Origin of the sequence: Staphylococcus sp. FSL W8-0271 (assembly GCF_038006605.1) — a bacterium.
Taxonomy (GTDB): domain Bacteria; phylum Bacillota; class Bacilli; order Staphylococcales; family Staphylococcaceae; genus Staphylococcus; species Staphylococcus cohnii.
On the sequence record NZ_JBBOVM010000001.1, the window covers coordinates 1,615,456 to 1,634,147 of the forward strand.

Consider the following 18,692-nt stretch of genomic DNA (forward strand, 5'->3'; position numbering starts at 1 on the left):
TTCAGTTTTTGTTATTTCTACTTACTTTAAAACATGAATTTTTAAAGTTCTTCTACTACGATTTGGTCATTCGTAAATACGCAAATATCTGATGCAACTTTCAAACTTTCATAAGCCATTTCACGTGCGCTTAAATCAGTCGCATGACGTTTTAATGCTCTACCTGCACTTAGTGCATAATTACCACCTGATCCAATTGCAATCAAATCATCATCTGGTGCGATCACTTCTCCTGTACCACTCACGACAAGGATGGACTCTTTATCCATAACAATAAGCATTGCTTCCAGTTGTCTTAGCTGTTTATCGCCTCTCCATTCTTGTGCTAATTCGACAGCGGCTCTTTCCAAATTACCACTAAACTGTTGTAATTTTGTCTCAAATTTTTCAAACAATGTAAATGCATCTGCCACACTGCCTGCGAATCCAGCTAACACTTTATCATTATATAAGCGTCGAACTTTTCTAGCAGTTTTTTTCATAATAACTTGTTCTCCAAGTGTTACTTGACCATCACCAGCCATTGCCGAATGTCCATTATGTTGTACTGCGAAAATAGTTGTCGCATGAATAGATGTACTCATATATTAATTCTCCTTCTTTGCACGAGGATGTGCATTTAAATATACTTTTTTAAGCTGCTCATTCGTAACATGTGTATAACGACCTGTCGTCGATAAATTGACATGTCCTAATAACGATTGCACTGTTCTTAAGTCAGCGCCTTGATTTAACATATGTGTAGCAAACGTATGTCTTAATTTATGCGGGTGTATATCTGTCACGCCTGCAGTTCGTTTCACTACATCATTCAACACATAACGAACGCCACGCTCAGTGATAGGCGCACCGTTCATATTAACTAACAAATAATCGTGTTCGGTATTTTTTTTGGGACTAAATGTTTCTAAGTAATGTTCAATGCTCTGTTTACAAAATTCGCCGAAAGGAATAAACCTTTCTTTACCACCCTTACCTAGAACTTTAACACCTGGTAAATTCATGTCCAAATCTTGTTCTTTGATATTTACTAACTCTGAAACTCTAATGCCAGTTGCATATAAAAGTTCCAAAATAACACGATCTCTTAAACCTTTTTTTAAATCTTGCTCTACTGTTTTAAATAATGCTTCCATTTCTTCTTCATAAAAGAAATGTGGCAAATACTGTTCTTTTTTTGGATGAACTAATTGTATAAATGGATTTATGACACTTTCATCTTGTACCATCCAATATTCATAAAAACTTCTCAGCGTAGAAATTTTACGAGAAACTGATGTTCTTTTCAAGTTTTTTGAATATAAAAAGCTCAGGTAATTTCTCGCATCTTTATATTCAAAATTAGCTAAGCTTAAATACTCTTGATTTAAAAAATCATTAAATTGTTCTAAATCATCATGATATGACTTCAATGTATGATCTGAAAAATGCCGTTCTACTTTAAGCATATATAAATAAGCTTGTTGGATTTCTTCCAATAAAAACCCCTCCATCGATATAAATTGTAGCATATCGGTGGAGGGAACTGCGAAACATAACTATTAAATTGAGAAAAACTTTTTTTAATTTTCTGAATCACTTTTTCATTATATTAAAATCATAATGTTTCTTTAAAGTTGTCCAAATATGATAAAGCTCTATGAGCGAGTTGTTCATATCTTATTTTTTTATCTTTAATTTTTTCATCTAAAACTGGTAGCAAACCAAAATTAGCATTCATCGGCTGGAAGTTTTTTTCATTTTTTGCATGAGCAATATAATAAGCCATGCTACCTAACATCGTTTCTCTTGGGAAAATAACCTTTCCTCTATTTTTAATTTTATGTGCTACGTTGATACCAGCAATCAAACCACTTGCCGCACTTTCTACATAACCCTCTACACCAGTCATTTGGCCAGCAAAGTGAAGTGTTTCTTTTCCTTTTAATTCATAAGTCTCTGTAAGTACATCAGGAGAATTAATAAATGTGTTTCTATGCATGACACCATATCTAACGATTTCTACATTTTCTAAACCCGGTATCAATCTAAGCACTTCTTTTTGTGCACCCCATTTTAGATGAGTTTGAAACCCTACTAAATTATACAAAGTACCAGCAGCATCGTCTTGACGTAATTGTACAACAGCATAAGGCATTTCACCAGTCTTAGGATCTTCCAAGCCAACTGGTTTCATCGGACCAAACAATAACGTTTTACGGCCACGTGCTGCCATTACTTCAAATGGCATACAACCCTCAAAATATTTTTCTTTTTCGAATTCATTCACAGGTGCGACCTCTGCTGCTAATATAGCATCATAAAATCTATTAAACTCTTCTTCGGTCATTGGACAATTTAAATAAGCCGCTTCACCCTTATCATAACGTGACTTTAGATAAACTTTATTCATGTCAATACTGTCTTTTTCAACAATCGGTGCTGCAGCATCATAAAAATATAGCTGATTTTTACCTGTTACATCAACAATTTCTTGTGCTAATTGATCTGTCGTAAGCGGACCAGTAGCAATAATCGTATATCCATCAGGTATAGTGTTAATTTCTTCATTCATTACAGTTACGTTCGGGTGATTTTTCAACGTTTCTGTAATATAACCTGCAAAATCATGTCTATCTACAGCAAGTGCTCCACCAGCGGGAACACGTGCTTTATCTGCTGCAGTTATAATGAGTGAATCCATTCGGCGCATTTCTTCTTTCAATACACCCACGGCATTAGTTAGCGCATTGCCACGTAATGAATTGGAACATACTAATTCAGCAAATTTATCTGTATGATGTGCTGGAGTTTGTTTAACCGGCCTCATTTCAATTAAATTTACTTTTATGCCTCTTTGCGCTAATTGATAAGCGGCTTCTGAGCCAGCTAAACCAGCTCCTACAACATTGACAATTTGAATCATATATTATCCTCCTATACAAAAAAATAGCAACTACGATACTAATTTATAAGTTTAATAACATATTTCTACATTATAAATATGAATCGTAAGTTGCTAAATATTATTAAAAAAATACTTTCTTTTCCTAATAATCAATTTATATATAATTGTTATTTTTGTTCTTCTTCTTTGTAATCACAGTTTGAGCAAATAACCTGACTTTTACGCCCTTGTCTTTTCTCAACTAAATAGTGTTCACATTTTGGACAATCACGTCCGATTGGTTTATCCCAAGTTACAAAATCACATTCAGGATATTTAGAACAACCATAGAAGATACGATTTTTCTTAGACTTACGTTCAACGACATCGCCCTCTTTACATTTAGGGCAAGTCACACCAATAGTTTTGACGATTGCTTTAGTATTTCTACAATCAGGGAAGTTAGAACATGCCATAAATTTACCATATCGACCCATTTTGATAACCATAGGTGCACCGCAAACTTCACAATCTTCTCCAGCAGGTTCGTCCTTAATTTCTATTTTTTCCATTTCTTCTTCTGCACGTTCAACATCTTGCTTAAAGCTATTATAGAAATCTGAAATAACTTTTTTCCATGCTATCTCACCTTCTGCAACTTTATCGAGTAATGTCTCCATATTAACTGTAAAGTCTACATCAATAATTTCAGGGAAGTATTCTTTAACTTGTTCATGAACAATTTCACCTAATTCGGTAGGAACAAAGCGCTTACTTTCATTTTTTACGTAGTTCCTTTTTTGAATTGTATCAATTGTAGGTGCATAAGTTGATGGACGCCCTATTTTCATTTCTTCCAAGGTTTTTACTAATCTTGCTTCGGTATAACGTGGTGGAGGTTGTGTAAAATGTTGTGAAGGTTCAATATTTGTTGCTGTAACCATTTCACCTTCTTTTATATTAGGCAATTTATTTTCTTTACCTTCATCTCCATCATCTTTTGTTTCTACATATAAAGTCATAAAACCTTTGAACTTAATCGTTTGTCCATTTGCTCTAAATTTCAAATCATTTTGTGTTAAGTCTAATGCTACCGTATCTAAAATAGCTGGTGCCATTTGACTTGCAACAAAACGCTCCCAAATTAATTTATATAATCTATATTGATCCCTAGTTAAATAATTTTTCATTTCGCTAGGTGTACGCAAAGTACTAGATGGTCTAATAGCTTCGTGGGCATCTTGGTCTCCTTGACCTTTAGATTTACGATTTGAAGTATATTCATCACCATAAGTATCTTGAATATAACCCTTAGCTTCACTCTTGGCTTGTTCAGAAATTCTTGTAGAATCTGTACGCATATAAGTGATTAAACCAACTGTGCCTTGTTTTTTCAAGTCGATACCTTCATATAATTGTTGAGCAAGCATCATTGTTTTACGCGCTTTGAAATTCAATTTTCTTGCAGCTTCTTGTTGTAGTGTTGAAGTCGTAAATGGATTTGCAGGATAACGTGTCTTTTCTTTTTTCGTTACTTTTGTAACTTCAAATTGATCTCCGTCAAGCTGTGATGTAATCGTCTCAACTTCATTTTTATTAGTTAATTTATATGGTTTGTTTTTATAATGTAAGAATTTAGCGCTAAATTTTGATTTTTTATATCTAAATTCCCCTTCTATTTTCCAATATTCTTCTGGCTTGAAATTTCTGATTTCGTTTTCACGATCTATGACTAATCTTAAAGCGACTGATTGTACGCGACCCGCAGAAAGTCCTTTTTTAACTTTCTTCCATAAAACAGGAGAAATATTATAACCTACTAAACGGTCTAAAATTCTTCTAGCCTTTTGTGCATCCACGAGTTCCATTTCTATACCTCTTGGATGTTTAAAACTTTGTTTTACTGCATCTTTTGTTATTTCATTAAATACTACTCTATTTTCAGTTGAGTCTTCTAAATTTAATATATTCGCTAAATGCCAAGCAATTGCCTCACCTTCACGATCGGGGTCACTTGCTAAGAATATATTTTTTGCTTTCTTAGCATGTTTTTTTAATTCCTTAACAACAGGACCCTTGCCGCGTATAGTAATATATTTGGGTTCATAGTCATTTTCTACATCTACGCCCATTTGGCTTCTTGGCAAATCTCTTACATGCCCCATAGATGCGATAACTTTATATTTTTTACCTAAATATTTTTCAATGGTTTTAGCTTTTGCAGGCGATTCAACTATGACTAAATTTTCTGCCAAAGTAGTTACCCCCTTGCATTTCTAATTACAAAGATAAATGATAAACGGTCTATTTTGTTTTTGTCAATGTTTTTAATTTTAAATTCATTTAAACAAAGGCATATTTAGGTTTAAATATTGGAAAAGACACCGATTATTCACATCTTTTTTCAAATCAAAAGTGTTCTCGTACAAATTTATTGATATCAATTTTAGCCAAAATCATCTATGATATCTTTCGGTGATATTACAATTTTCGCGCCATCTTGTGCACTCATTAGGTTGCCCATTGTCATATCATTAAACATTGACCCTGGTAAAACATATACCTCTCTGTTTTGTTCTAAAGCGCAATTTGTTGTAATTAAAGTACCACTTTTAATTGTAGACTCTGTTATCAATACACCTTTTGAAAGACCACTAATCAATCTATTTCTTTCTGGAAAATGGTGTTTAAGCGGTTTTTGATAAGGCAGATATTCACTGATGACTAACCCTGTTTGTTCTAACTGTTCCCTTATTTTTTGTGTTGATTTTGGATAATGATTAAGGTGGCCAAAGGCTAACACTGCAATAGCTGCCATATGATTTTCTATAGCGTATTGATGTGCTACTTGGTCTGCACCTTCTGCTAATCCAGAAACGATAGTTAAATTCTTCTTTTTAAATGAAGGAAAAAGGAATTTCAGAGCATCCCTTGTATAATCAGTAGCATGTCTAGAGCCAACAATTGCAAGGGTTTGGTCACGTGCAGTTAACGCGATATTTCCTTTATAAAAAAGTATGAATGGGGGATCATGTATTTCACGAAGTAAATTTGGATAAGATGGATGGTTAATTCCAATAAAATTAATATTCCATTTATATAATTGCATCAGTATAGCATCAATGTGATAGTTAACAAAATCATGATATATTTGATATTTCTTTTGAGATTTGGTAGTTGATAAATATAGTTTTAGTATCTTTTGTTGTTCACGCTTAGTATATGACAGAAAATTGCTTTTAAATTTAAATAACCGATGTATTTGCTGTGTGGACAGTCCTGAGAAACGTAATTTTAAAAATAGATAATCTGTGTTCATATATCGTACTCCTTTATAAAATCATTATAAAGTAAATCGATATAAAGTCAGTTTACAAATTAAATTCATTTAGGCTACATTTGTAATCTATTTTTAAAAAGAAATTTAAATGAGTACAGCACATGACCTACATATCATACAAAATTCGTACACTTAAAATAGCACAAACTCCAACATATTTTGGGAGTTTGTGCTCATTTTAATACTATTGCATTGTTAATTTATACTATTTAACAGTAAGTAACTGTTCATAGATACCTGCTTCTTTTGCAGCATCAATTAACGTTGTACCAATTTCTGATGGTGTATCTGCGGTCTTCACACCACAACTATTTAATGTTTTGATTTTCTCATCTGCAGTACCTTTACCACCAGAAACAATTGCGCCAGCATGACCCATACGTTTTCCTGGAGGTGCTGTTTGGCCACCAACGAAACCTACTACAGGTTTGTTCATATTAGCTTTAATCCACTCAGCAGCTTCTTCTTCTGCTGTACCGCCAATTTCACCAATCATAACAACTGCTTTCGTTTCATCATCTTCATTAAATTGTTTTAATACGTCGATGAAGTTAGTACCGTTAACTGGATCTCCTCCGATACCTACTGCAGTAGTTTGACCAATGCCCTCTTCAGTCAACTGATGTACAGCTTCATAAGTCAATGTACCTGAACGTGAAACTACGCCCACATGACCTTTTTTGTGTATATAACCAGGCATGATACCAATCTTACATTCGTCTGCAGTAATAACACCTGGACAGTTTGGTCCAATCACACGTGTTTTCTTACCTTCTGAATAACGTTTCACTTTAACCATGTCGATAACTGGAATATGTTCTGTGATACATATCGCTAAATCTAACTCAGCTTCGATACATTCTAAAATAGCATCTGCTGCAAATGGAGCAGGTACATAGATTACTGAAACGGTTGCACCAGTTTCTTTTTTAGCTTCTTCAACAGTATTGAAAACTGGTACGCCTTCAACTACTTGTCCACCTTTACCTGGAGTTACCCCTGCAACAATTTGCGTACCATATTCAAGCATTTGTTTTGTATGGAAAAGTGCAGTAGACCCTGTGATACCTTGTACAATTACTTTTGTATTTTTATCTATCATTACGCTCATCTTAGCGTTCCCATCCTTTCCTTACGCTTCTTTTACAAGTTTTACGATTTTTTGTGCGCCTTCTGCCATTGTTGCAGCTGGTTCAATAGCTAACCCTGATTCTTTCAGAATTTCTTTACCTCTTTCAACATTTGTACCTTCTAAACGTACAACTAACGGTAAAGTTAATTCAACTTCTTTAACTGCAGCAACAATACCTTCAGCAATAATGTCGCATTTCATAATGCCACCAAAGATATTAACAAAGATACCTTTTACATTTTCATCACCTAATATGATTTTAAACGCTTCAGTAACTTTTTCTTTCGTTGCGCCGCCCCCTACGTCAAGGAAGTTCGCCGGATTACCACCAAAGTGATTGATTGTATCCATTGTCGCCATTGCAAGACCAGCACCATTTACCATACAGCCAATGTCGCCATCTAATGCAATGTATGATAGATCATATTTAGAAGCTTCGATTTCTTTTGGATCTTCTTCTTCTAAATCACGTAATTCTTGGATATCTTTATGTTTAAATAACGCATTGTCATCAAAGTTGAGTTTTGCATCTAATGCAAGTACTTGTCCATCACCTGTAGTTACAAGTGGGTTAATCTCAACAATTGAACAATCTTTTTCAATAAATACGTTATAAAGTGATACTAAAAACTTAGCTGCTTTATTAATAGATTCTTTAGGAATATTAATATTGAAAGCAATTCTTCTGGCTTGATAAGGTGCTAATCCAACAACTGGATCAATTGTTTCTTTGAAGATTTTTTCAGGTGTTTCAGCAGCAACCTTTTCAATTTCAGTACCGCCTTCTTCTGATGCCATCAAAGTAACTCTATCAGTTGCACGATCAATTACAAATCCAACATAATATTCTTTTTGAATATCGCAGCCTTCTTCTATGTAAAGGCGCTTAATCTCTTTACCTTCTGGTCCAGTTTGATGTGTTACTAATGTTTTTCCTAACAATTCTTTTGCATATGTTTCCACTTCAGATAGTGATTTTGCAATTTTAACACCGCCTGCATTGCCTCTACCCCCGGCGTGAATTTGCGCTTTTACAACATATACATTTGAATCTAATTCTTTTGCCTTTTCAACTGCTTCTTCAACAGTAAATGCTACACGTCCTTCTGGGACAGCAACGCCCATTGAACGAAATATTGCTTTACCTTGATACTCGTGGATATTCATTCTCCATCCTCCTGTTTCTTAGGTTAAGTTCATATTTAATTATAGGAAATGAAAGCGCTATTGTAAACTGATTTAAACTACTTATTTCAATTCTTTTAATTTTTAGATTATTTATAAAGAGATTTAATTGGTTGAAATGTTTTTCTGTGGGCATTTAAAATGCCGTGATTTTTAATTGCATCTAAGTGTTGCTGAGTCCCATAGCCAACGTTTTTTTCAAACCCATACTCTGGAAATTTTTGGGCAAGCTGCTTCATATACCTGTCTCTATTTTCTTTGGCTAAGACACTTGCTGCAGCAATCGATACACTTTTAGCATCGCCTTTCACAAGAGATGTTTGATCGATATCTGTTTCTAAAGTCATCGCATCAATGAGTAAATGCGTTGGCTGAACTGACAGCCCATTAATAGCACGTTTCATTGCTAATTTTGTCGCTTCGTAAATATTGATTTCATCAATTTCCTCTACGGTGGCATAGCCGAATGCATAAGCATGTAATTCCTCTAATAATTGACGTTCTAATATTTTTCTTTTTTTGGCAGTAAGTTGTTTCGAATCATTAAGACCTGTAAAGTGATGATCATGATTTAATATCACTGCACAAGCAACAACTGGTCCTACAAGTGGACCTCTTCCCACTTCATCAATACCACAAATTATCGCACTTTCATCATTTGCTAATATTTGATTTTCATAAAAAGTCATGGCTTGATATTGATATAATAATTGTTGTTCTTTATCTAGTTGTTTTATTCTTGTTGCTATTGCTTTTTGAACTCCAATACGTTCATCCTTATAAAATGGTAGATGTTGAATGTCGTCCATGTTATCTATCGTTGCTAATTGGTCTTTAATTTCTTTTATCGTTTGTTTCATAAATTTACGCTACACATCCATTTCTTTAATAACATCAAACGTATATGTTCCGATTTTCGCATTTCTAATTTCATGGATGATTAATTCAATGACCGCTTCATAGTCAACCTCATTACCGCTACGCAACAATCCTCTACGACGTCCTATAGCATCAAACCATTCTAAATTTTCAGCTTCTATTGGCACATCGACCTTATAGTGATTTTTCAATCCTTCATAATCATGAGCTTTTAAAAATTCAAGACCATAAATCGCAACTTCATCCAAATGTACAATACTATCTTTAATCGCTCCGGTAATACTTAATTTTTTTCCTACAAGTTGATCTTCAAATTTAGGCCAAAGTATACCTGGCGTATCTAATAATTGAAGTGAATTTCCAACTTTGATCCATTGTTGTTGCTTTGTAACACCAGGTGTATTTCCAGTTTTAGCAATGGATTTGTGTGCTAACCTATTAATGAGTGTAGATTTTCCAACATTAGGAATGCCGACGATCATCGCACGTATCGCACGTGGTTTTAGTCCTTTTTTCTTTTCACGGTCAAATTTTTCTTGTGTTGCTTTAATAGCTGTTTGCTCTACTAATTTTAGTCCTTTTCCATGTTTAGCATCGATTGCCACTGGATAATAGCCTTTTTCTTTAAAATAAGACTCCCATTTTTCTAATTCTTTTAAATTCGCCATGTCTTTTTTATTCAAAATGACTACTCTCGGTTTTTGTTGTATCACGTCATCAATCATTGGGTTTCTTGAACTATAAGGAATACGGGCGTCAACAAGTTCAAAAACAACATCTACTTTCTTTAATTGTTCAGCAACTTCGTGTTTTGCTTTTGCCATATGTCCTGGATACCATTGGATTACCATTTACTTCACCTTTCTTTTTACGTTTATTCATTTGTTTTCAAAATTTTATATTTTATTCATACCATTCATTGACCTTAAAATCATAACACGAGCGGTGAATAGAGATAAATAAAAACTTGTATTTACTTTATTTAAAAAACTAATTTACACTATTTTCCTATAATAAATGCCCAATTGTCTAGAACAGACCTTAAATTAAGCAAATTTGTGCCCTTCAATACTAAACACCAAAATAAATATAATCTTGTGATTAATTTTTTTGAAATAAAATAATAGTAATTTTTATCAATAAATCTAAAAAATCGTTACAATAGAATTAAAATATTTCAATTACAGGAGACTACTCATGAAAAGGATGCTTTTTTACATATTATTATGCTTTATATTAGCAATCATTGGTCATGGATATGTCATCTATAGATTTATAAATGATGGTGTTTTATTTACAGGGCCCAACGATGGCATGGAACAAATGATTCCAATGCAAATGTACTTGTATGATAAATGGAGTCATGGACAATGGTTTTACGCCACTGATTTTGGATTAGGTGGAGATTTTTTCACTGATTTAAGTTATTATTTTTCAACTAATATTTTATTTATAATTAATGTGTTTTTTATCTTTATCATTAAATTAGTGGTCAATTTAAATACGCAAGACATCATGTTTTGGATGACAAATGCTATTGTAATATCAGTATTTAAATCAACATTAGCGATGTTAGCAACTTTTGGTTTTGTACGTTACATTACACATAGTAGAAGCATTGCACTACTATCGTCATATCTTTTTGTAATATCACCACTCTATTTTAGGTTTACTGTATATTGGCCTTTTTTCAGTGATATTTTTATATTATTACCGCTACTCTTATGGTCTATTGAATTATTTTTGCAAAAAGAAAAAAAAGCTATGTTTATTATAGTAGTCACAGTTTCATTAATTAATAACTTTTATTTTGCATATTATCAATTAATCGTAGGCCTAATCTATTTCACGGTTAGATTAATATATAAGCATAAACATGATATCGTTCCTAGATTTAAAGCAATATACACAATCCTCATTGCTGCAATTTTAGCACTTGGTTGTAGTCTTTTCTTTTTTTATCATGGCTTACGTGCTTATACCAATAATAGACGTATACCTTTTAATGGAGACGTAGATGCTTTTGAACCCTTCAACCAAAATACGAATTTATTTTATGACAATTACTTAATAGTGATTTTATTTATAGTGATACAAGCACTGTTATCATTTAAACTGTACAAACATTTTTATTTTAAGTTATTCGCTATCTTTATGATCCTTACGATAGGTGCTAATTATTTACCATTTGTCGATCAGCTCTTTAACGGCTTTTCTGCTCCACAAAAAAGATGGCATTACTTAATAGCTTTTAACGCTGCATTGCTCATTGGACTATATGCAAAATACTTTAGCACTTTAACGGTTAAAAACTATCTTTTTTCATCAATCATAAGTTTAAGTTTTATCTTTATAAGCGCTTGGGTTTATGATGATTTCGTTTCTTGGCTTTGGTTTACACCTATTGTTAGTTTAATAGGCTTATTAGTATTATGTATTCAAGTCCCAACTTATCGTAAACGTTTAGCTTATTTTTACTATACTGCCATATTGATATTAGCAACACTCGTTGTAGCTGTTTTTATACGCAATCAAATTTATTTTGAAGATCATGTTGAACGCGCAAATCGTTATTATGTCAATGCAAGTCTTTTTAACACACCGTTACAAAGACAGTTAGTCTCTGAAATGAAACATGCTAAGACCGAAGACGAACGTATCGATTGGCGTGTTAATGAACAAGATAACACACCTATGTATCAATTTTTTAAAGGTTCAAGTATATACTCAAGTATCTTTCACCATAATATTTTAGACTATTACTACGATGATTTAAAAATTAACCTGCAGTCTGAATCAGTGAGTAGATACCAAAGTACTAATGGGCGACAAAATATTAGCAGTTTATTTTCAATGAAATATTTAATGTTAAAAAATTATGAAAACAATGTTCCTAGTTATTTTAAAAAAGTAAAAAGTGAAGGACAATATCACATTTATGAGAATACTTTAAACTTACCTTCCGTAAAAGTGACTGATCAAATCTATAATACCGACGCTTTAAAAACACCTATCGATCGAGAACATGCGATGTTAGATGGTGTTGTTATAAAAAATAAAGGTGAGACTTATACGGATAATGCACAAAACCTTATCAATTCAACTAAAATAGTTTATAAAAATATAAAAGTGAAAAATCATAATCAAATCTATCTGCCCAAAAACCAAGGTCAGATTAAAATTCATGTTCCAAATCACTTAAGAAAACGTTATTCAGACTTTTATTTAAGTTTAAAAGTTCAACGTGGCAAACCCGATAGCAACTACACAATTAATATCAATAATTATGCTAACCACCGTTTATATAACAATTCAACCTATAAAACTGGCGTTGAAAACCAATTATATAGGACGCAACCAGATAAAGATGGTAATATTAACATAGCTATTAATCCTAGAGGTAATTATTATTTTGAAATTCAAAGTCTTCATGGAGAAAACTATAATAAACTTAAAAAAGCCTATAACACAAAACAAAATCATTATTATAATGATATTAACAATGGAGTTAAAGTGAAGTTAGCGCCACACTCTAAGGGTATCGCAACGATTAACATTCCTTATCGTGACGGTATGATGGCCTACATAGATCATAAAAAAGTAAAACCTAAAAAAGTAAATTATATGATGACTGGTGTGCCAGTCTCAGAACAAGATCGTGAAATTGTCATTAAATATCGACCGAAATATTGGTTTACGATGATTATCATTTCAAGTATAAGTATCTTAATAAGTGCTTTTTGGTGTCTAAAACAAAAATCTAAATTTAAATAAAGGAGTTTATCTGAGATGAGGTATGACCGTGTTTCATAGAATTTGGTCCCACAAACTAACAAGATTTTTAACGATCCTTTTAATGGGCGTTGGCGTAGCTTTATTAACGTTCACACCATATATTTATCGCTATTTAACTGACGGTGTCGTATTCAGTGGTCATGGTGATGGGTTTAGGCAAATGATGCCTTTCCAAATGTATCTTTACGAACACTTTAGCCAATTCAAAAGTTTTTATGATCATTCTTTTGGTTTAGGTGGAGATTATGTTAAAGATTTATCCTATTACTATGCAACCTCACCTTTTGTAATAATTAATTTTTTATTCGTGTGGTTATCTGAAGTAATATTTAATAGCAACCCTAGCAATATCACATATTGGGCAAGTAACCAATTGATTGTAGCTTTTGTCAAAGGTATTGCTACATTTATCCTTGCGTTCTATTTCTTTAATTATATCAAGCTCAAAAACTACATAGTATTTTTGGCTTCAATGTTATATGCAGCTTCAACAACCGTCATTTATTTTAATTTTACTTGGTCATATTATGGAGATTTATTAATTTTTCTCCCACTATCTTTGCTTGGTATTGAACGGTTTTATAAAGAAAGAAAAATTGGATTATTTATTTTTGCTATTGCTTTAACATTATTTTCTAATTTTTATTTTAGTTATTACGAAGCTATTGTCATTTTGAGTTACTTTATCTACAGATGTATCTTCCCACATGCAAAAGATATCGTCACAAGGAAACAACAACTTTGGATGATACCTATAGCAGTTATATTAAGTACCTTAATTGCTATATGGGGTTTTTATACTGGAGTTTCTTCTTTTTTAAATAATGATAGAGTAAGTAATCCTTATTTTAATTTTGGTATCATTACAGATTTCGCACGACAAAAACATTTTTTCACAAATGGATTTTATATCACTGTTACTATCATTGCACTCATTGCTTTACTATCTTTTAAATTATATCGACATTATTATTATAGACTTTTCGCTATCGCAACTTGGGTGATGCTAATAGGATCTCTAACTCCCCTTTTCGATAGTATGTTCAATGGGTTCTCAACACCTGAGCGCCGCTGGGTTTATATATTTGCGCTAACTACTGCTGGATTAATTGCATTATTTATTCAGCATTTATCTGAATTATCATTGAAGTCGTATATATTCGCTTGCTTACCCGTATTAATGATTATGGGTATTATGCAAATTATAGTTAAAGAACAAAGAATGTCCTGGATGGGCGTCTGCCTTGTAATTATGATTTTTATCGGTATATTGCTTTATAAAAAATCACTATTCAAATTAAAATGGCCATCTGTTGTACTTGTAATATTATTCATTATTCAACAAGCAATTATTTTAGAGAACGACCATGTCAATAATGTTCAAAAATACGAATCGACAGTTTCGTCAATGCATGATTCAAAATATAAAAGTCCTGCATTAGCCAAAAAAATTGATAAGATTAAACAGAGTCAAGATAATCCATTCAGTAGAATCGATTACATGTCACAATACGGTTTGAATTCACCAATGATATATCATTTCAACGGCATTGCATTATATTCAAGTATTTTTGATGGTGATATTTTAAAATATTATGATAAAACATTACAAATCAATATGCATACGGATAAAAACAGCACTTACCGTTTACTTTCAAATAGAGCTAATTTGATGGCACTTTGGGATGTCAATGATCGTATACGACGTCCAGAAAACAAAAACATGCCTTACGGTTTTTCTAAGCATAGTACAATCAAACATTCTAATGATGAATCCTTTATACACTCAAAAAATAAAATCGATTACCCAAGTGCACATATTACAAATAAAGTATTTAATAAAAAAGATCTTAAATCACCTTTGGATAAAGAACAAGCAATGTTACAAGGGGTCGTTTTTGACCAGACAGACGCATACCCTACCAATCAACAGTTCACACCGAATAAAAACTTACTTGCAGAAACTTCAACTCATTTAGTTAATGCAAAACGTACACATAAAAATAAATTATCCGTTTCTAAGGACGGCGGTGGTATCCAGTATAAGTTACCACCATCTATTGCCAATCAATATGAAGACCTTTATGTAGAGATGGATGTTGAATTGTTGGGACCAGATAAAGAACACAATGTTGGCGTAAATGAATATAATCAACATCGTAATAACTTATCTTATAAGTACAGACGTTTCGTCACTCCTATAACAATGCGCATAAAATCTGCTCAAGATTTGAATATAAAATTATCTAAAGGTACTTATCGTTTTAATATTAAAGGCATTTACGGAGAAAACTACGACGTATTAAATAAAGCGCATAAACAACTACATTCAGTGAAAGTTTCACAAAATGCCCGTAATTATACAATTGAAAAAAATAAAAATGATGAAGGTTATCTCGTGTTGCCAATGCCATATAGAGATGGAATGAAAGCTTATACAGACAAAGGCAAAACGTTACCAGTTAAACAAGGAAATGGCATCATGACAATCATCCCTGTAGAACAAGGACAAAAGACAATTACGCTTAAATATACACCACCCTATACATGGTTATTGATCGTAATTAGTGTTATTGGCGTCGTTTTAAGTTTCATATATACAAAATGGATTTATGCTAAAAAATCAAAATAATATCTTTATCACCTTCGTCAAATTGTTGCAAAGCAAAAAAGAAGCAGTTCCTAATAGGAACTGCTTCTTTTTTATGACTTTTATGCTGATTAACGAATTTCTTTGATTCTAGCAGCTTTACCACGTAATTCACGTAAGTAATATAATTTAGCACGACGTACTTTACCGCGACGTTTAACTTCGATTTTTTCGATTTTTGGAGTGTGTAATGGGAATGTACGTTCCACACCTACACCTGAAGAAATCTTACGTACTGTGAAAGTTTCTGAAATACCTCCACCACGACGTTTGATTACAACACCTTCGAATACTTGGATACGTTCGCGAGTACCTTCAATAATACGTACGTGAACTCTTAAAGTGTCACCTGGACGGAATGAAGGTAAATCTGTGCGTAATTGTGATTGTGTTACTGCTTCGATTAATTTGTGATTACTCATTATTTTTTCTCTCCTTCAACCTATGTTCTTGCCTAGACAAATATATAGCAGCGGATCATAGTGATTTTCGTGTGTCGCACACTTAAATTATGTTAGCACACTGTCATTCATTTTTCAATTGCTTTTTATATCTTTCTAAAATATCTTTATCTTTATCCGTAAGTGGATAATTTTCTAATAAATCTGGACGCTTTTCCCACGTACGTATCAGTTTTTGCTCATGACGCCATTGATCAATATGCGCATGATTACCTGACAATAATACATCTGGCACGTTCATATCTTGGTATGAACGTGGTCTTGTATATTGTGGAAATTCTAACAAACCATCCTGAAAGGAATCATCCTCGTGCGATTGTTGATTGCCTAAAACACCTGGTATTAACCTTATAATTGCATCAGTCATTACCATAGCAGGCAATTCTCCACCTGTTAAAACATAATCTCCCATAGAAATTTCATCAGTAACTAGATGCTGTCGAATTCGTTCATCATACCCCTCATAATGTCCACAAATAAAAACCAAATGTTCTGAATGACTGAGTTCCTGTGCAATTTCCTGATTAAATGGCCGACCTTGTGGACACATTAAAATCACTCGTGTATCTTCTGTTTTTTCAATGCACTTCATTGCATTAAATATAGGTTCTGGTTTGAGCACCATGCCTTGTCCACCGCCAAATGGATAGTCATCTACTTGATTATGTTTATTTTCAGCGAAACTTCTAAAATCGACAGTATTGACTTGTAGCATTTCCTTATCTTGCGCTCTTTTTAAAATCGATTGATTTAATACGCCATCAAACATTTGAGGGAACAAAGTTAAATAATCTATCTTCATTATTCCAACAATCCTTCCATAGGCGTAATATCAATACGTCTACCTTCAACATCTATATCTTTAACAACATCTTCTATATATGGTATGAGATATTCTTTATCACCTTTGACAACCCATACATCATTCGCACCCGTTTCAAAAATTTCTATCACGCGTCCAATAGGCGTTTCTTTGTCATCGAATACGGTACAACCAATAATATCTGAGTAATAATATTCATGTTCACCTAATTCAATTTCTTCATGGTCGCGTTCTTGTAAAAGTATTTCCCCTTTTAAATGCTCAATATCATTAATATTATTGATTCCTTCAAAAGTCAACATGTGTAACCCTTTATGCATGCGATATGTCGCAACTTTCAATTCTATTGTTGGTTCATTTTGACGTTCTATCAACACAACTTCACCTGGTTGAAAGCGGATATCTGTAAAATCTGAGTGAGATTGGACTTTGATTTCGCCTTTTATACCATGTGTATTGATAATTTTACCTATTTCTACTTTCATTTAAGCTCCTCCGATAATGTATAAATATATCATTGAAATTCGTTTTTTCATTTTTTGACTAAAATAATTATAACATGAATTGTCATAATTATTTTAAGCCTTCACTATACTTCCACGTGGTAAAATGTGTATTGATTATTTTAATTATTCCTTTAAACAATCTTATTAACTAGTGAACGTGCACTAAATGCTGGTGAAAATTTATATAAATTTTCACTAATATGGTAATTTAAAAGGCTGGGACAAATGTATTGTCTCAGCCTTTTATCATTATATTGGCATGGACTATGGTAAACATTTCACCTTAGTCATCCATGCGGAGATAAGACGACGAAATCATTTTAAATCACTGAGATTTCTACGCCTCTCCTTTTATAAATTTAATATGTGTAAATGATGACAATTATTTTTGATCATCAAATTTTTTCAAGATACCTTCTCTTGATAAGATATTGTGTACAGTATCTGTTGGTTTAGCACCATTTTTTAACCATTTTAATGCTAATTCTTCGTCAATTTTAACTTCTGGAGCATTTACATTATTTGGATTATAAGTTCCAATTTGTTCGATGTTACGACCATCACGTGGCGCACGAGCATCTGCTGCTACGATACGATAGAATGGATTTCTTTTTGAGCCTAAACGTGTTAAACGTAATTTAACTGCCATTTATATTCTCTCCTTTGATTGTTCTAATTTTTATTTTCTACAAGAAATAATATTAACAGTTATTTAGAACTTTGTAAAGAGTTTCTTCTTTACCATTTTATATTTTTACTTTTAGACAATTAATTATATCAATATAGCTTACGATTTCGACATAAACTTGACATAGATCATTAAACACTATAAATTGAGAATAAATTAAATATGAAATGCACTAGGGGTGTTTTTTAACTGAGATGAGTTTACTCAAACCCTTTGAACCTGATCTAGTCCATACTAGCGGAGGGAAGTGTTACAAAAATGACAAAACTATTTTAATGTCTTAACTATAGATTGTAGATTTTTAGTACACAACTTCTCTCACGGAGGTTGTGTATTTTTTATTTAATAAATAATTCTAGGAGTGAAA

Annotated in this window: 15 protein-coding genes and 1 riboswitch; of the genes, 2 read left to right on the forward strand and 13 right to left on the reverse strand. The window is 32.7% G+C overall.

Annotation, left to right across the window (positions count from 1 at the left end):
• Window positions 1-41: 41 nt before the first annotated feature.
• The 9 genes from hslV to ylqF all read right to left on the reverse strand — a co-directional run bounded on the left by hslV (window position 42) and on the right by ylqF (window position 10,253).
• On the reverse strand, window positions 42-584 hold the full coding sequence (gene hslV, locus NST87_RS07940) for an ATP-dependent protease subunit HslV (protein WP_019468454.1): 543 nt from the start codon (window positions 582-584) through the stop codon (window positions 42-44).
• 3 nt (window positions 585-587) lie between these two features.
• Window positions 588-1,478 (reverse strand): tyrosine recombinase XerC, encoded by an 891-nt coding sequence (xerC, locus tag NST87_RS07945; protein WP_040030609.1) that lies wholly within the window; start codon window positions 1,476-1,478, stop codon window positions 588-590.
• A 119-nt stretch (window positions 1,479-1,597) separates the two neighbouring features.
• A complete protein-coding gene (gene trmFO / locus NST87_RS07950; protein ID WP_040030610.1) occupies window positions 1,598-2,905 on the reverse strand; it encodes an FADH(2)-oxidizing methylenetetrahydrofolate--tRNA-(uracil(54)-C(5))-methyltransferase TrmFO in 1,308 nt (435 codons plus the stop codon).
• A gap of 149 nt (window positions 2,906-3,054) precedes the next feature.
• Window positions 3,055-5,121, reverse strand: coding sequence for a type I DNA topoisomerase (gene topA / locus NST87_RS07955; RefSeq protein WP_340721541.1), 2,067 nt, complete (start codon window positions 5,119-5,121; stop codon window positions 3,055-3,057).
• Between the two features lie 191 nt (window positions 5,122-5,312).
• Window positions 5,313-6,185, reverse strand: coding sequence for a DNA-processing protein DprA (dprA, locus tag NST87_RS07960; protein WP_019468458.1), 873 nt, complete (start codon window positions 6,183-6,185; stop codon window positions 5,313-5,315).
• Window positions 6,186-6,411: 226 nt separating this feature from the next.
• Window positions 6,412-7,317 (reverse strand): succinate--CoA ligase subunit alpha, encoded by a 906-nt coding sequence (sucD, locus tag NST87_RS07965; protein ID WP_019468459.1) that lies wholly within the window; start codon window positions 7,315-7,317, stop codon window positions 6,412-6,414.
• 21 nt (window positions 7,318-7,338) lie between these two features.
• Window positions 7,339-8,505 (reverse strand): ADP-forming succinate--CoA ligase subunit beta, encoded by a 1,167-nt coding sequence (gene sucC, locus NST87_RS07970; protein ID WP_019468460.1) that lies wholly within the window; start codon window positions 8,503-8,505, stop codon window positions 7,339-7,341.
• Between the two features lie 107 nt (window positions 8,506-8,612).
• Entirely contained in the window at window positions 8,613-9,383 is a 771-nt protein-coding gene (locus tag NST87_RS07975) for a ribonuclease HII (RefSeq protein ID WP_340721543.1), read from the reverse strand.
• A 9-nt stretch (window positions 9,384-9,392) separates the two neighbouring features.
• Window positions 9,393-10,253: a ribosome biogenesis GTPase YlqF gene (gene ylqF / locus NST87_RS07980; protein ID WP_340721545.1), complete on the reverse strand. Its 861-nt coding sequence runs from the start codon at window positions 10,251-10,253 to the stop codon at window positions 9,393-9,395.
• A 346-nt stretch (window positions 10,254-10,599) separates the two neighbouring features.
• Between ylqF and NST87_RS07985 the strand changes: the two genes are divergently transcribed.
• Together NST87_RS07985 and NST87_RS07990 are read left to right on the forward strand one after the other, a co-directional pair.
• Window positions 10,600-13,176 (forward strand): YfhO family protein, encoded by a 2,577-nt coding sequence (locus NST87_RS07985; RefSeq protein WP_340721547.1) that lies wholly within the window; start codon window positions 10,600-10,602, stop codon window positions 13,174-13,176.
• 28 nt (window positions 13,177-13,204) lie between these two features.
• Window positions 13,205-15,829, forward strand: coding sequence for a YfhO family protein (locus tag NST87_RS07990; RefSeq protein WP_340721549.1), 2,625 nt, complete (start codon window positions 13,205-13,207; stop codon window positions 15,827-15,829).
• A gap of 89 nt (window positions 15,830-15,918) precedes the next feature.
• Here NST87_RS07990 and rplS read toward each other — a convergent pair whose 3' ends face one another.
• The 4 genes from rplS to rpsP form a co-directional block, all read right to left on the reverse strand.
• Entirely contained in the window at window positions 15,919-16,269 is a 351-nt protein-coding gene (gene rplS, locus NST87_RS07995; RefSeq protein WP_019468465.1) for a 50S ribosomal protein L19, read from the reverse strand.
• Between the two features lie 103 nt (window positions 16,270-16,372).
• The gene (gene trmD, locus NST87_RS08000; RefSeq protein WP_019468466.1) at window positions 16,373-17,110 is read right to left on the reverse strand and encodes a tRNA (guanosine(37)-N1)-methyltransferase TrmD; all 738 of its coding nucleotides are present in this window, start codon (window positions 17,108-17,110) and stop codon (window positions 16,373-16,375) included.
• A complete protein-coding gene (gene rimM, locus NST87_RS08005) occupies window positions 17,110-17,616 on the reverse strand; it encodes a ribosome maturation factor RimM (RefSeq protein WP_019468467.1) in 507 nt (168 codons plus the stop codon). Before rimM ends, trmD begins: the two co-directional genes overlap by 1 nt.
• A 403-nt stretch (window positions 17,617-18,019) precedes the next feature.
• Entirely contained in the window at window positions 18,020-18,286 is a 267-nt protein-coding gene (rpsP, locus tag NST87_RS08010; RefSeq protein WP_019468468.1) for a 30S ribosomal protein S16, read from the reverse strand.
• 203 nt (window positions 18,287-18,489) lie between these two features.
• A riboswitch (TPP riboswitch) is annotated at window positions 18,490-18,588 on the forward strand.
• Window positions 18,589-18,692: the final 104 nt, after the last annotated feature.

Bases quoted from the DNA above. Each gene is read 5' to 3' on its own strand.
- dprA (WP_019468458.1), bottom strand. From the start codon at position 6,185: ATGAACACAGATTATCTATTTTTAAAATTACGTTTCTCAGGACTGTCC.
- trmFO (WP_040030610.1), bottom strand. From the start codon at position 2,905: ATGATTCAAATTGTCAATGTTGTAGGAGCTGGTTTAGCTGGCTCAGAA.
- rimM (WP_019468467.1), bottom strand. From the start codon at position 17,616: ATGAAAGTAGAAATAGGTAAAATTATCAATACACATGGTATAAAAGGC.
- NST87_RS07985 (WP_340721547.1), top strand. From the start codon at position 10,600: ATGAAAAGGATGCTTTTTTACATATTATTATGCTTTATATTAGCAATC.
- sucC (WP_019468460.1), bottom strand. From the start codon at position 8,505: ATGAATATCCACGAGTATCAAGGTAAAGCAATATTTCGTTCAATGGGC.
- trmD (WP_019468466.1), bottom strand. From the start codon at position 17,110: ATGAAGATAGATTATTTAACTTTGTTCCCTCAAATGTTTGATGGCGTA.
- ylqF (WP_340721545.1), bottom strand. From the start codon at position 10,253: ATGGTAATCCAATGGTATCCAGGACATATGGCAAAAGCAAAACACGAA.
- hslV (WP_019468454.1), bottom strand. From the start codon at position 584: ATGAGTACATCTATTCATGCGACAACTATTTTCGCAGTACAACATAAT.
- rplS (WP_019468465.1), bottom strand. From the start codon at position 16,269: ATGAGTAATCACAAATTAATCGAAGCAGTAACACAATCACAATTACGC.
- rpsP (WP_019468468.1), bottom strand. From the start codon at position 18,286: ATGGCAGTTAAATTACGTTTAACACGTTTAGGCTCAAAAAGAAATCCA.
- sucD (WP_019468459.1), bottom strand. From the start codon at position 7,317: ATGAGCGTAATGATAGATAAAAATACAAAAGTAATTGTACAAGGTATC.
- NST87_RS07975 (WP_340721543.1), bottom strand. From the start codon at position 9,383: ATGAAACAAACGATAAAAGAAATTAAAGACCAATTAGCAACGATAGAT.